Source organism: Clostridium sp. MF28 (genome assembly GCF_002969175.1).
Lineage (GTDB): Bacteria > Bacillota > Clostridia > Clostridiales > Clostridiaceae > Clostridium > Clostridium beijerinckii.
Window position 1 is genome coordinate 1,876,290 of the sequence record NZ_CP014331.1, and the last position, 15,118, is coordinate 1,891,407.

General features: G+C 30.3%; 11 protein-coding genes. 4 read left to right on the top strand and 7 right to left on the bottom strand.

Annotation, left to right across the window (positions count from 1 at the left end):
• Positions 1–112: 112 nt before the first annotated feature.
• The 5 genes from AXY43_RS08435 to AXY43_RS08455 form a co-directional block, all read right to left on the bottom strand.
• Positions 113–3,007 carry a methyl-accepting chemotaxis protein gene (locus AXY43_RS08435; RefSeq protein ID WP_105411406.1) on the bottom strand — a complete coding sequence of 965 codons (2,895 nt, stop codon included), beginning with the start codon at positions 3,005–3,007 and terminating at the stop codon, positions 113–115.
• A gap of 78 nt (positions 3,008–3,085) precedes the next feature.
• Positions 3,086–3,589, bottom strand: a complete 504-nt coding sequence (locus AXY43_RS08440; RefSeq protein ID WP_077308871.1) for a chemotaxis protein CheW — start codon at positions 3,587–3,589, stop codon at positions 3,086–3,088.
• A gap of 23 nt (positions 3,590–3,612) precedes the next feature.
• Positions 3,613–5,676: a chemotaxis protein CheA gene (locus AXY43_RS08445; protein WP_077854611.1), complete on the bottom strand. Its 2,064-nt coding sequence runs from the start codon at positions 5,674–5,676 to the stop codon at positions 3,613–3,615.
• 24 nt (positions 5,677–5,700) lie between these two features.
• The gene (locus tag AXY43_RS08450) at positions 5,701–6,054 is read right to left on the bottom strand and encodes a response regulator (RefSeq protein ID WP_012060177.1); all 354 of its coding nucleotides are present in this window, start codon (positions 6,052–6,054) and stop codon (positions 5,701–5,703) included.
• Positions 6,055–6,626: 572 nt separating this feature from the next.
• Entirely contained in the window at positions 6,627–7,412 is a 786-nt protein-coding gene (locus tag AXY43_RS08455; protein WP_012060178.1) for a Cof-type HAD-IIB family hydrolase, read from the bottom strand.
• Between the two features lie 188 nt (positions 7,413–7,600).
• Between AXY43_RS08455 and AXY43_RS08460 the strand changes: the two genes are divergently transcribed.
• Positions 7,601–9,865 (top strand): glycoside hydrolase family 3 C-terminal domain-containing protein, encoded by a 2,265-nt coding sequence (locus AXY43_RS08460; RefSeq protein ID WP_077868419.1) that lies wholly within the window; start codon positions 7,601–7,603, stop codon positions 9,863–9,865.
• 151 nt (positions 9,866–10,016) lie between these two features.
• Here AXY43_RS08460 and AXY43_RS08465 read toward each other — a convergent pair whose 3' ends face one another.
• Both AXY43_RS08465 and AXY43_RS08470 read right to left on the bottom strand, forming a co-directional pair.
• Positions 10,017–10,781, bottom strand: a complete 765-nt coding sequence (locus AXY43_RS08465) for an N-acetylmuramoyl-L-alanine amidase family protein (protein WP_077308875.1) — start codon at positions 10,779–10,781, stop codon at positions 10,017–10,019.
• A gap of 104 nt (positions 10,782–10,885) precedes the next feature.
• Positions 10,886–11,839, bottom strand: coding sequence for a DMT family transporter (locus tag AXY43_RS08470; protein WP_077308877.1), 954 nt, complete (start codon positions 11,837–11,839; stop codon positions 10,886–10,888).
• A 315-nt stretch (positions 11,840–12,154) separates the two neighbouring features.
• Here AXY43_RS08470 and AXY43_RS08475 point away from each other — a divergent pair, with 315 nt between their 5' ends.
• Genes AXY43_RS08475 through AXY43_RS08485 form a run of 3 tightly spaced genes read left to right on the top strand, consistent with a single transcriptional unit; the run spans position 12,155 to position 15,100 of the window.
• Positions 12,155–13,042, top strand: coding sequence for an acyl-CoA dehydratase activase-related protein (locus AXY43_RS08475; RefSeq protein WP_181246087.1), 888 nt, complete (start codon positions 12,155–12,157; stop codon positions 13,040–13,042).
• Between the two features lie 4 nt (positions 13,043–13,046).
• Positions 13,047–14,138, top strand: a complete 1,092-nt coding sequence (locus tag AXY43_RS08480) for a 2-hydroxyglutaryl-CoA dehydratase (protein WP_105411408.1) — start codon at positions 13,047–13,049, stop codon at positions 14,136–14,138.
• Positions 14,126–15,100, top strand: a complete 975-nt coding sequence (locus AXY43_RS08485) for an acyl-CoA dehydratase activase (protein WP_077308881.1) — start codon at positions 14,126–14,128, stop codon at positions 15,098–15,100. Before AXY43_RS08480 ends, AXY43_RS08485 begins: the two co-directional genes overlap by 13 nt.
• The last annotated feature ends 18 nt before the right edge of the window (positions 15,101–15,118 follow it).

The following is a 15,118-nucleotide window of genomic DNA, read 5'->3' on the forward strand; positions in this document are numbered from 1 at the left end:
ATCCTTATTTTAGAGGAATAAACCGCTTATCTTATCTCATTCTATATAATTAAGGTAGGAAGCAAAACAAAAATTTCTCTTAATTTTCTCTTCCTACCTTTATCTTTGTAGATTAGTATTTACCAAATTCACTATCACTTAGTTTTATTCTTTTTTTATTTGAAGTAACTGCCACTTCTTTATCTAGCGAGTTGTCTCCAATATCATACGATTGTCTCAATATATAGTTCTTACTATTTTTGCTTACTCTTCCTCTCGAGCTATCATTTTTAAGTTTAAAACTAGAAACTAAATCTTTAAGCAATTCTGATTGACTTGAAAGTTCCTCACTAGCTGCCGCACTTTCTTCCGCCGTTGCTGAGTTTGTTTGAACAACTTGTGATACTTGCTCTATTCCTAAATTTACTTGTGATATTCCAGTAGCCTGTTCATCTGAAGATGCCGCTATTTCTGATACGAGAGTCGCTGCTTTAGATACCCCATCAACTATTTCGTATAAAGCTTTTGCTGTGTTATTAGCAATTTCAGTTCCATTTTCCGATTTCTTTATGGAACCTTCAATAAGAGCTGTTGTTTCTTTCGCTGCATTTGCACTCCTGGCTGCTAGATTCCTAACTTCTTCAGCAACTACTGCAAAGCCTTTTCCATGTTGTCCTGCCCTTGCGGCCTCAACTGCTGCATTTAGCGCAAGTATATTGGTCTGAAATGCTATTTCATCTATTACCTTTATAATTTTAGAAATATTGGCTGAAGATTCATTTATTTCACTCATAGATTTAAGCATTTCATTCATATGCCTACTTCCTTGTTCTGCATTTACTTTTACTTCAAGAGCTAACTCCTTAGCCTGATTCGCATTAAAAGCATTTTCCTTAGTTTGTGCTGCAATTTCGGTTATTGACGATGTCAATTGTTCTATCGCACTTGCTTGCTCTGTAGCTCCCTGTGATAATAACTGGCTACCGTCTGAAACCTGACTCGCACCTGTATAAACTTGTTCTGACACATTATTTATTTCACTAAGAACTGAATTTAATGAATCTATTATTGTATTTAGAGAAATTGATATGCTATTAAAATTACCATGAAACTCTTTTGCATTTTCAATATTGAGATTACCTTGTGAAATTTTTCCTATTATATCAGAAATCTCTCCAACAACACGTTTTAATCCATTTTCAGTCTCATTAACAGCTTTAGCTAGAATTCCAAACTCCCCTTTATAATTTTCACTTACTGGAACATCAAGGTTCCCTTTAGATATTTCACTCATAACACTTGTAACTTCCTTAATTGGTTCTACCATAGCTCCAATCAATTGATTTACACCCTCTACAACCTGTTTAAAGTCTCCACTGTGTTTTGTTTCATCTGCTCTTATATCTAATTTTCCTTCTATCGCAGCATTTGACAGCATTTTAGCATCAAATATAAGATTATCTATTGCACTCTTAACATCTTTTAAACTATTAGATATTCCTTCAAATTGTCTGCTAACTTCATTAGTAAATTGATCTGCTTCTTTAATTTTTAAGTCAAAATTAGTATTTCCACATGCCAAAAGCTTTAGATTTCCCTCAAGTCTCTTAACTTCACCCTTTGTATAATCGCTTACCCTAATAATAGGTGTTAAATCAGTTACAACTTCCACATATCCTACATTCTCACCATTTTTATTCTTTAAGTAAGACGTATCTTGCTTATTGCTCATGCCACACCATTCAAAGAAACTTTCTGATTTTCCCTTATGTAGCTGTTTTATACCACATTTTTCAGTATTACATATATTAGCCCCCGCATGACTACACGCCAAACCGTAACCAGATTTTCGATCTCTAATGACACCTTGATTAATCATTAAATTTTCAAATGACTTGTTCATATACGTCCAATTCATATCATTGTCTGTAACGTGAATTGGGAAAGGTATAGCATCTATAATAGCCTCATACCAAACAGCCTTATCTACTACAGTATCTAAAGTTCCATTTACTCCATCTATTACTTTTCTGAAATCTCCTTCATGTTTTCCTGCATCAGCTCTTGTTTCAAACTTTCCTTCTATTGCCGAATTTGATAACATATTTACATCTGTCACAAGCATCCTTACATTTTCTACCACCTTATTTAATGCAGGAGCTATTTCATCTTTTTCATCTTTCGCAACTATATTAATATCCATGTTACCTTTAGCTATTTTATTCATAGCCCCTATAACATCATTCTGTAATGTCGTAGAAAACGAGTCCATAACTTTAGCCATTTGTCCTATTTCATCGTTAGTTGATATGTCTACCCTTTCACCAAGATGTCCTTTACTCATTTCACCAAGAATAGTTAATACTTTATTTATTGGTCTACTAATTAATCCCGATATTATAATTCCAAATACTAAGGCAATAACTATTCCCATAGAAATTACTACAAGCATTATAATAATTGCACTACTCGCAGCTTTTGAATTAATGTCAGCCTTCACTTTACCTTCTGCTTCTTTTAGCTCAATAAGTTTGGTAGCTGAATTATCAATATTACTAGAGAATATGCCCGCATCACCATTCATGATACCTACAGCCTCTGTATCCTTATTTTGCAACGCAAAATCAATAAATTTATCTCTAAGTGGTCTGTATTTATCCATATTTACTTTTAAATTATTATATTCATTAACTAATTCTTGATCTTTAAGGGTGAGCTTAAGCTCTTCCATAGCTTTATCTATTTCTTCATCATTTTTAGATATTATGTTCTTACTTTCATTATTTTTATATGTATCAGTTTCAATTAACAAAGTTCTGCACAATACCTTATTTTTTTGTAAATTTACTTGTATAGTACTGGCAAAACTAATAGCTTTTGTGTTGTCTTCATATAGATCACTATCTAATTTACTGATTTTTTGTAAATTAAAAATCCCCACCGATCCTACAATTCCCATTAATATAACAATTCCTAAAAACGCCGTTAAAATTTTACTCCTTATCTTTAAATTCAAAAACCACTTCATATTCTTTACCTCTCATCTTCTTCGAATTTTATCTGAACGTAATTTCATTAAAACTTACTTAATATGCTCTTATAATTGTTAACTTTCTCCATTTCCTAATTCTTCTATTTCATCATCTTCTAAAAGCCTATTACAATCTATAAGAAGCCTTACTTCATTCTGAATCTTTCCAATACCCTTTATATAACTATTTGAATTGTGTTTCTCTAAATTTACTTTTGGAGGAGGAGAAATATTACTTTCATCAATATTGGCAACCTCTATAACTTTATCTATTATTAAACCGATATCTATATTTTCAATTTCAACTACAATAATGCATGTCCTATCGTCATATTCTTTTTCCTCTTTTTTCAGTTTAATCCTGACATCCATCACTGGTATTATTTTTCCTCTTAGATTTATTACACCTTTAATATACTTAGGTAATTCCGGCACCTCTGTTATTGGCTCAACTCCTATTATTTCTATTACATATTTAATATCAATTCCATAGCACTCTTGACCGATCGAAAATATTAGGTATTTATCCTTTTGAGTATCTTCTTCATTTTCAATCATTACATCCACTAACTCTGACATTCTAATCCTCCCATAACGCAATTTTATAAGTTAACAATTTCAGATATATCTAATATTAAGCTTATAGTTGCATCTCCCAATAATGAACAACCACTTATTGCTTTCACCTTTTTTATATATTCTGGAAGTGCCTTAATAACAACTTGTTGCTCTCCAATAAGTTCATCTGCGAAAATACATTTTGCTTTACCTTGATCTTCAACCATAATTACAATACCATCTTCTATATTTACTACATTAGTTTTTATATTATAGAACTCATGAAGCTTTAATATAGAATAACATTCTCCTCTTATTAATATCATTTCATTATTATCTATATCTCTTATAATATCTTCCTTTTTTATAATGAATGATTGCCTTATTGAAGTAACAGGAATAGTAAAAACTGATTTTCCTACCTTTATTGTCATGCCATCAATAATCGCAAGAGTTAATGGAATTTTTATAGAAGTTGTTGTTTCTTCACCAGGTATACTATCGACTGTCACAATCCCCCTGATTTTTTCAATCTCCTTTGTAACCACATCCATTCCAACCCCACGTCCTGAAAATTCTGTAACATTTTCCTTGGTTGAGAAACCAGGTAGAAAAATCATTGAATATATCTCTCTATCTGTCAAATCGTTTTCCTTTACTTTTAGTAGTCCATTATCTTTTGCCTTTTTTAATATCTTATCTTTATTAAGGCCTTTACCATTATCTTTTATAATAATCCAAACTTCTCCACCAGTGTTTTTAGCCTCAATAGTTATTTTTCCAATTGAAGGTTTCCCATTTGCTAACCTCTCTTCTTTGGTTTCTATTCCATGGTCCATTGAATTTCTTACTATATGCATTAATGGATCACCTATATGCTCAATTATATTTTTATCTACTTCTGTCTCTTGTCCTATTATTTCAAGTTCTACTTCCTTATTCAACTTCTTACACATATCTCTAACTATTCTATTCATTTTAGTTAATGTCGGGGCAAGTGATACCATTCTTATTGACATAACAACATCTTGAAGATCAGAAAGCCTTTTTCTATGCTGCCTCGCTGCCTTATTAAAACTATCCAATTGCAATTCAGATATTTCTGGATTTTTAGTTACCATCGCTTCTGAAATAACTAATTCTCCTACTAAATCCATTAACTTATCTAATTTATTTACATCTACGCTAATTAAACTTTGTTTATACGATAAACTTTTAGACGCTACTTTCTCATTGTCATTTGTATCATTAACTATATTATTAATTGACTTTATAATATCTTCTTGTGGTTTTTCGTTCTTCTTACTAAATTGCTCACTGAATTCAATTTCACTATAAAATTTGTTTATATCAACATTATTCAAAAAGGCATTTTCCATCAAAAGTGTTCTAATATCCTCAATACTTTGATTTGTCTTGAAAAATATTTTAAATCCCTGCTTCTTTATAATTTCACACGTATCATTATTTTCAATAATATCTTCAGGATAATAATATGAAACTTCAGAAATCTCTTTAAGCTGATGCACAACAGTAAAGCATCTTATATTCTCCATATCACATTCTTCATCAAAAAACAAAGTAGAACTAAATAAATTAAGGTTCGAATTTACCCTATCAGTGCTTAAGTAATATTTTTGTTCTACATCTTCCTCACTTACTAATTCATCTGACCCGCCATTTCCCGAATCTTCTGAATTTTCATCGTATGTTTTAAGGAGTTTTAAAAACCCCTTAACTTTCTCTATAAATAAAGTAAAATCTCCATCTGTGTCTTTATTATTATTTATTTTTTCTGTTTCTATTTTTATTAAATCGCTTCCTTCTAAAACTAAATCTGTAAGTTTTGAATAATCTATTTTCCCTGGCTTTGATTCTCTAATAAAATAGAATAAATCTTCTATAGTGTGAGAAAGATTAGAAATGTTATCAAACATCATCATCCCAGAAGAACCTTTAATTGTGTGCATTATTCTAAATATTTCATTTATAGCTTCTGTTTCTAGTCTCTTATTCTTTTCACTATCAATAATGAGTTGCTGAAGTTGTTCTATCATATCAAATGTTTCGAATATAAACATTTCTAGCATCGGTTCTCTAGTATCCATGCTTGTCCTCCTTAGTAAACACTCTTAAAACTTGCTTAATGCTTTAACAAGATAATCTTCTTTAAATGGTTTTACTACGAAACCTTTAGCACCTTGAATTACAGCTTCCCTAATTTTGGTTTCTTGCCCCATAGCACTTAACATAATTACCTTAGCCTTTGAATCAAATTTCATTATTTCAGTTAATGCCTCAATGCCATCCATATCAGGCATCGTAATATCCATTGTCACAAGTTCAGGGTTTAGCATTTTATACATTTCAACAGCTTTACGACCATTTTCTGCTTCCCCAACAACTTCATAACCATTTTTTTCAAGCATTGTTTTTAAAGATAACCTCATAAATGCAGCATCATCAACTACAAGTATTCTTTTCATAAATAATCCCCTCCAGTTTCATCATAACTTCATTAAGATAATAATATTTCAATCTATATTACTACATAATCCTTCCAATCCATTTAAATAATAGCCTTTTATAAATTATATTAAAAATAATTGCAAGCATATTTTATTTGCAAACGTTTATAGGTGAAATACTTGCATAAATTGGTTGTATTATGTAAACAACTATCTGATTATAATTTAAATGATTTATCTTTAAAAGTCAATGCTTGTATTATTCTGTCTGTTTGTTCTAAAAATTAAGCATATTTGTATATTCTTACTATACCAATGTTTCATATTTACAACATTTTTTTAACATAATATTATTTTTTATCAAATCAAACATAAAGTGTAAAATAAGCCAGTATAAATAATAAAACAACTATCCAATTGCCCTCTAATTGGATAGTTGTTTATATTTGGCTGATAACTCTCAACTAATTTTACTTATATTTTAATTCTAAATAAATTTATATACAGTGAAAAATATATAATTTATATTAGTACTGCTAAAATTACTAGTGACATAATTTCAATATCATACTCAGTTATTAATTATATTGCTATATTAATTTAAACTGTTTTAATCCTTTATAAATACCATCATTTTCAATATTATCTGTTTTATATTTTACAACATCAAGAATCTCAGGACTACTGTTTCCCATTGCAACTCCATATTTAACATATGTTAGCATATCTATATCATTTAAACTATCACCAAATGCATATGTATTTTCAATATCAATTTCTAAACGCTCTATAATCGCCTCTATTCCCTTTACCTTAGAAAATCCTTTTGGTACTAATTCAATAAATTCTGAACTATGACATATGCAGTCAAAATCCTTTTCTATTATTGAATATGCTTCTTTAAAATTACTATTCTCATATGTTCTGCATGTAATTTTATTGAAACTATGTTCATTTCCTGTTATTGGCTTTATTTTTTCCCTATATTTATTTTTAAACATCATTATTGAAGATCTTTTATCATCGATAAATTCCTCCTCATCCATATATAAATAATCTTGTCCTTCTAGAATGCAAAATACTTTATTATTTTTTAAAGCACTTATTGCATTATCCGCTATTTGCTTTTCCAAATCTATGTTATAAACTACGTTTCCATCATATTCTACATAACAACCACAAGATGCGAGTATTCCATCAAACCCAATATCAATTAGATCTTGTGAAATCATTGCTCTTGCCCTTCCAGTTGATATAAAAGCAAGATGACCATTCTCCCTTAGCTGCCTAATACCTTTTATTGTACTCTTTGGCACACCAACTTCATGATTATATAGTGTCCCATCTATATCAAAAAAAACTGCCTTCTTTCCCATTCTTACCTCCTTAAAAAACAATTACATTCACAACTATATCATACATTAATAACAAAAAAAGTTAAAGGTAATATATATTATTTACTTTAAATATATAATAATGAGAGCTAAATTTTCCTTAAAATATGTTGCAATTTAATTTCAAATGTATAAATTAATACTATTAAGAAAGATAAGGTGGTATCTGAGTGGATATAAAGAAATTAATCAATGAAATGACCTTAGAAGAGAAAGCCTCTCTCTGTTCTGGAAAAAACCTTTGGGAAACTAAAGAAATTGAAAGATTAGGAATTCCTTCAATAACTTTTGCGAATGGTCCCTATGGATTATCAAAAATAAACTGTGATTCTTATGACCCTGTTCCAGCTACATGTTTTCCTACGCCTACTGCCTTGGCCGCAACTTGGGATGTTAATCTTGCTTATTCTGTCGGAAAAGCTATTGGTGAAGAATGCTTAGCTGAAAATGTTAATATTCTCTTTGGTCCTGCTGTAAATATTCAACGTTCTCCATTAAGCGGAAGAAATTTTCAATATTTTTCAGAAGATCCAGTTCTAAGTGGTGAAATGGGTGCAGCTTTTATAAATGGAATCCAAAGTGAGGGTATTGGCGCATGTGTTAAATATTACATTGGAAATAACCAGGAATCACATAGACAAAATATTAATAACATAATTGATGAACAAACTTTAAATGAAATTTATTTATCAAACTTTGAACGGGTAATAAAAAATTCTAATCCCTTCGCTGTAATGGTTGCTTACAATAAAATAAATGGAATACCTTGTACCGAAAATGACTATTTGTTAATCGATATTTTAAGAAATAGATGGAATTTTGACGGATTAGTTTTATCAGACTTATATGCAGTAAATTCAATAATAAATTCATTACAGGCTGGATTAGACTTAGAATTTCCAAACTCACCTAATAATACAAAACAAATTATAGAAGCTGTACTTAGTGGTACTTTAGATTCATCAATCCTTGATAATGCTATTGAAGATATATTAAATACTATATCTAAAGTTATTAAACCTGTAAAAGAATGTGAATGCAATATTTATGACAAAGAAAAACATAATGATTTAGCAAGAGAAGTTGCTGAAGATAGCATTGTCCTTTTGAAAAATAAACGTAATCTTTTACCTTTAAAAAAAGATAGGTTAAAAAATAGGAAATTAGCCATAATTGGAGAATATGCAAAAGAAACAAGATGTCAAGGTGATGGTAATTCTAACGTCATACCTATAATGTTTGAAAATGCCTATGATGAAATAGTAAAACTCGTCGGAAGTTCCGTCAAAATATATTATGAAAAAGGTTATAATACTTCTAAAAATTCAGAAGATGATGATAACACACTTCTTGCAGATGCAAGAAAAACTGCACGTACCGCGGATATAGTTATATTATTTGTAGGAACTCCACAATACTATGATAAAGAATATGCTGACAATGTAAACCTAGATCTCCCCACTGATCAAGTGAAATTAATTAAGGAAATAGGTAAAGTCCAGAAAAATTTAATTGTAGTACTTAGCAATGGATCTCCAGTTACTATATCATCTTGGGCCAAATATGCTGATTCTATTTTAGAAACCTGGCTTCCAGGACAAGCAAGTGGAGGTGCTCTTGCAGAAATCCTATTTGGCATCGCTAATCCATCCGGTAAATTACCAACTACTTTCCCTATACAATTGTCAGACACTCCAACATATTTAGATTATATAGATTCAGAAAATAATTTACAGTATAAAGAAGGGGTTTTTGTAGGCTATAGATATTATGATAAAAAAAATATGAATGTTGAATTTCCTTTTGGATTCGGATTGTCCTATACTACTTTTAAATATAGCAGCTTAACTCTTGATAAAGATATATTAACTGATAATGATACATTAGAAATTAAACTTAAAGTAAAAAATACTGGAAAATATTTTGGTAAAGAAATTGTACAGTTATATATAAAGAATACTGATAGTAACATTTTAAGACCTGAAAAAGAATTAAAAGCCTTTACAAAAGTATCTCTTTTTCCAGATGAAGAAAAAGAGGTGAGTTTTTTGATTGATACAAAAGATTTTTCTCACTATGATATAAACACAAATAGCTGGGTAATTGAAAGCGGTCCTTATGAAATTTTAATTGGTAAATCTTCTAGAGATCTTCCTTTATCTAAAAACATTTATGTTCAGTCACCATATCTACCTAAGACTAATTATACTAGAGATACACTCGCACAAGATTTTCTCATTAATCCAAAAACTAAGGAAATTGTAGAACCTTTATTAAGCAGCGCTGCTCAATCCATAACTTCTGATACAAATGCGCAAGAAAAGCTTATAAATTACTTTAAAAATATTCCTATAGGAAGATTTACTACCTTAAGTAATGGAACATTCACCGAAAAAATGCTAAATGATCTTTTATATTCTGCGAATGAAGCTTAATTATAGAATATCTTCATTTATAATTCAAAATAAAATTACAACAATATATCTAAAAACTATATATTAGTGTATTCACATTAAAAAGAACATGTTTCATATAAGTATTTATCAACTTAATACCAAAACATGTTCTTCATTTTCATTATTATATTTATATAACAGTTTTTATAGATTCAGCAATGTTTTCTGCTAATTTTTGCTGACTCACTGGATCCGAACACCTTTTCGCCTCTTCCTCGTTAGTTATAAATCCTGCTTCCACAATTACTGATGGCATATTTGTGCTTTTTATGAATAGTCTGCTATCCTTTGCACCTCTATCATTAAAATTAAACTTCTTAACAATATTGTTATCAATAACTGTTGCTACGTTCTTACTTATCGTTAACTTGTTAGGAGATACCCCACCTTTAAAATTTTGACTTTGCTGTGCCGAACTATAATAAACTTCTACCCCTTTTGCGTCTGGAGCATCCTTTACAGCATTATGGTGTATACTTACAAATAAACTTGCATTTGCTGTATTGGCAATTGTAATTCTATCTTTAAGACTCTGATTGGTCCCTATCGTTTGTACTTCCTTAGGATATCTAGTCATTACAACATTATATCCTCTTTTCTCTAATTCCGTTTTTAACTTAGATGCAACCTGCATATTTAAATCTACTTCTTTATACGTTATGCCTTTAATTGTAGATGCAGCTCCTAGATCACCACCGTAGTTATGACCTGGATCAACCACTATTGTCTTTTTCTTTTTATCAAGGTTAGCTATAGCGGTCATTGCCTGGTTGCTTAAAGTGCTTTGTGTTGATGTTGATGCTTGTACACGTATTGCTGGAGCCAAACTTGACACTATTGCAAAACCAAGTACGAAAGTAACTAATTTCACCTTAAAATTATCCAACTTTCTCATCCCCCTCTATAGTAAATATTACCAGAATATTTTACATAATTAAAGAAGAATTTGAAAGTTTTAACTTTAATCCATTAGAAAGAAGACTAATACATTCATATAGCTTATTGTTCAAAAGAACCAACAGTTGGTGTAAACTCTTCTGAATTAAGCTTTTTTTGATAATAATTTGTTCCCCATACACCCACTAGAATCATCACTGATCCTATTACATGGTATAATTGGAAGTTTTCATGTAATACGAGCACACCAGCTGCGATAGATACTATAGTTGATATATTGGCAAATACAGCTGATCTAGAAGCTTCCATTTTAGAAAGCGTATAATTAGCCAGAAAATATGCTACAACTGAAGATAATATTCCAAGATATAATATAGATACTATAAAGTTTATACTTCTTAATGGTATAAAATATTCTGATAAATTTGCATTTATCACGTGATTAGTAATTGAAACAATATTAAAAAATATAGCTCCAATAAGCATCATAAAGTATGTTACTTCAATCGCTGTAAATTGTTGTGATATTTTTCTTGCTATTATATTAAATAATGCAGCTGAAAATACAGCTCCTCCTAGAAGGATAATTCCTAATAGAGTACTCCCTCCTGAATCATTAGAATTTTCCATAAGAATTATCAGTATTACTCCAGATACCGAAAGTATTATACTTACGATTTGCTTAGGAGATGGTTTTTCTTTTAATAGATACACAGCTAAAACTGTCACAACTATTGGTATAAGAGCAATCATAAGTCCGCCTAAAGACGAAGATGTTTTCTTAATTCCATAGGTTTCAAATATAAAGTAAACTATAGGCTCTATAACAGCCAAAATAATAAGCCACTTCATAGGCTTATTTTTATAATTTACCTTTATTACTTTTAAAAATATCAAAATTGTCATTATTAGCAAAGCTGCTAAGAATCTAAACGAAAGTAATTCTATTGGCGTAGCTACACTTAATGCTTGCTTCGAAAATAAGAAGCTTAATCCAAAAATAAAATTAGTTATTATAGCAGTAAAGTATGGAATTATATGTGATTTATTTTTCATATTTATGTCATTTCCTTCCTTGTACATAGATCTTAAAATATGAACTTAAGAGGTCAAGAACTCAAAAGTTATTATAGATCCCTTAAATATATAAATTTCCAAGTAAGTATACTATAAAAAAATACCATCTACAACAATTTATATAGATATATCTAAAAGTACTTTCTTGTTTTTAATATTAGATAAAATGGTATTTTAATAATTTAATGTAAAACTTTAAAGTAAAATATAAATTAATCCAATTTTTATGAATAATTCTAGTAATTTTGAAAAAAATATAATAATGAGCATGAATTTTATAGGAGTGAAATGTATATGAAGGTTGGAATTCCCAATGGATTATTAAATTACAAATATTCTGCTTTCCTTGAGAAGTTCTTTTCTGAACTTGGTGCAGATATTGTTAGATCACCAGATACAAACAAAACAATATTAGATGAAGGTGTAAAGAATTGTGTAAATGAAGCATGTTTGCCTATTAAAATTTTTCACGGTCATGTAAATGCAATAAAAGATAAATGTGATTTAATGGTTATCCCTAGAATTATGCAATTAAGTGAACATGAATTTATCTGTCCAAAATTTTGTGGCTTACCTGAAATGATCATAAATAGCATTCCCAATATGCCAAAAGTTACTATGGTTCCTATTTATGCAACGTCAAAAGAAAAATTATATAAATGGATAGTTTCAACTGGAAGCCTAATAACAACAAACAAAAAAAGAATTCGGGATGCTTATGATAAAGCTTTAATAGCACAAGATGAATATGAAATAGGAATTAAAAGCGATGGATATAAATTAAATATAGCTCTAATTGGCCATCCTTACAATATTTATGATAAATTTGTGAATATGAACTTAGTGAAAAAATTAAATAAATTAGGTGTTGGTATTATAACGGAAGAATTTATAGACGAAGCCTCTATTGCTGACAAAACAACTGAATTATTTAAAAGACCTTTCTGGACATTTGCAAAAAATGCTTATGGGGCATCTACATACTTAGCAGAAAATAAAAAAATTAACGGTATAGTATACATATCTTCGTTTGCTTGTGGTATTGATTCTGTTGTTATAGATCTTATAAAACAAAAAGTGAAAGATTTTCCTTTCTTAGTATTAAAAGTTGATGAACATACTGGAGAATCTGGATTTAACACAAGAATAGAAGCCTTTGTCGACATGTTAGAAAGGAAGTAATGTTATGAAAATTATGACGCCTCATTTAGGAAATACATATCTGGTTACTAAAGCAGTGTTTGATACTCTTGGTATAGACTATATAATTCCGGAATTCAACAGTAAAAAATCATTAGAAATAGGATCTATGTATTCTCCAGATGATATGTGCCTCCCATTTAAACTTATGATGGGAAATTACATACAGGGAATCGAACAAGGCGCAGATACAATAATAATTACTGGAAGCTGCGGACCTTGCAGATATGGAGAATATTGCGAACTCCAAATAAACATTCTAAAAAAATTAGGACATAATTTAAATTTTATTGTATTAGATAAACCGTCAGAAATAGGCCCAAAAGAATTTCTAAATAGGATATCTTCCATCTCATCTAGCAGCAATAAAAATATGCCGCAAAAGCTAAATGCATTACGCATAGGATTTAAAGTTTTAAATCTAATAGATAAAATAGAGGCAAAAGCACATTACTTAGCAGGGTATGAAAAAAATAAAAATGAATGTAAAAAACTCTTAAGCAATTGTAAAATTGATGCCGAAAATAGTAATAGTCCTAATGATATGATAAAAATACTAAACAAATATCATAAAAGACTAGATTCCCTAGAGATATGTAGTGATAGGAATCCAATAAAAGTAGCAATAATAGGAGAAATCTATACAATAATAGAGCCATTTTCGAACCTTTTTATTGAGGATAAACTTATGGAATATGGAGTTTCAACCCAAAGAAAACTTACGCCAAGCTGGTGGGCTAAAAACTCTATTATGTCAGTTGTTGGAATGAATTCTTTAGACATACGAAAAGCTTCTAAAGAATATCTTCCATTATATATTGGAGGACACGCACGAGAATGCATTGGAGAAGCAGTAATGGCGGCACATGATGGCTTTGATGGTGCCATACAAATATTCCCTATGGGATGTATGCCAGAAATTGTTTGCAAAGCTGTGCTTCCTTCCATATCTAAAGATAAGAATTTCCCTATTTTAACTCTTGTAGTTGACGAAATGACGGGTGAAACAGGATATATTACAAGAATAGAAGCATTCCTAGATCTATTGGAAAGGAGAAAGCAAAAATGTATTATTTAGGTGTTGATGTTGGCTCAGTAAGTACTGACATTGTTCTTTTAGATAATAATCTGAATGTCGTAGATAAACTATATTTAAGAACAAAAGGAAAGCCAATAAATGCGATCCAACAGGGGTTTAAAATCTTGAAAGAGAAATATGATGATGAACAAATTAAAGCTGTTGGTACTACAGGTAGTGGAAGACAAATCGCATCCTCTATCCTTGGAGCAGATGCAGTAAAAAATGAGATAACAGCTCACGCATGTGCTGCACTTGCTATAGATAACGATGTTAGGACAATTTTAGAAATAGGGGGACAGGATTCAAAAATAATAATATTAAAAGATGGAGTTGCTATAGACTTTGCGATGAACAATGTCTGTGCAGCTGGAACTGGATCATTCCTTGATAGGCAAGCTGAAAGATTAGGAATTCCAATAGAAGAGTTCGGAGATTATGCTTTAAAATCAACAACTCCACTAAGAATAGCTGGAAGATGTGCAGTTTTTGCCGAGTCTGATATGATACACAAACAACAGCTTGGTTATAATGAGCCTGATATTATAAACGGGTTATGCGAAGCCCTTGTTAGAAATTATCTCAATGATATTGGGAAAGGAAAAGAAATATGCCCTAAAATATTCTTTCAAGGTGGTGTAGCAGCTAACAAGGGTATGAAGGCATCTTTTGAAAAAGCTTTAGGATGTGAAGTATACATTCCTGAACATTATAATGTTATGGGCGCCATAGGTGCCGCAATTATTGCTAAAGAAACTGTTGACAAGACCGGCGCTACTAACTTTAGAGGCTTTGATATTGCTGATTCTAGTTTTATATCCACTAGCTTTGAATGTGAAGGCTGCTCTAATCGGTGCGAAGTTGTACGAATAGAAGATGATAGTATAATAATAGGATGCTTTGGAGATCGCTGTGGAAAATGGACCAATACCATTAATGAAAATATTACTAAAGGTGCTTAATCATAAAAACATAATTGT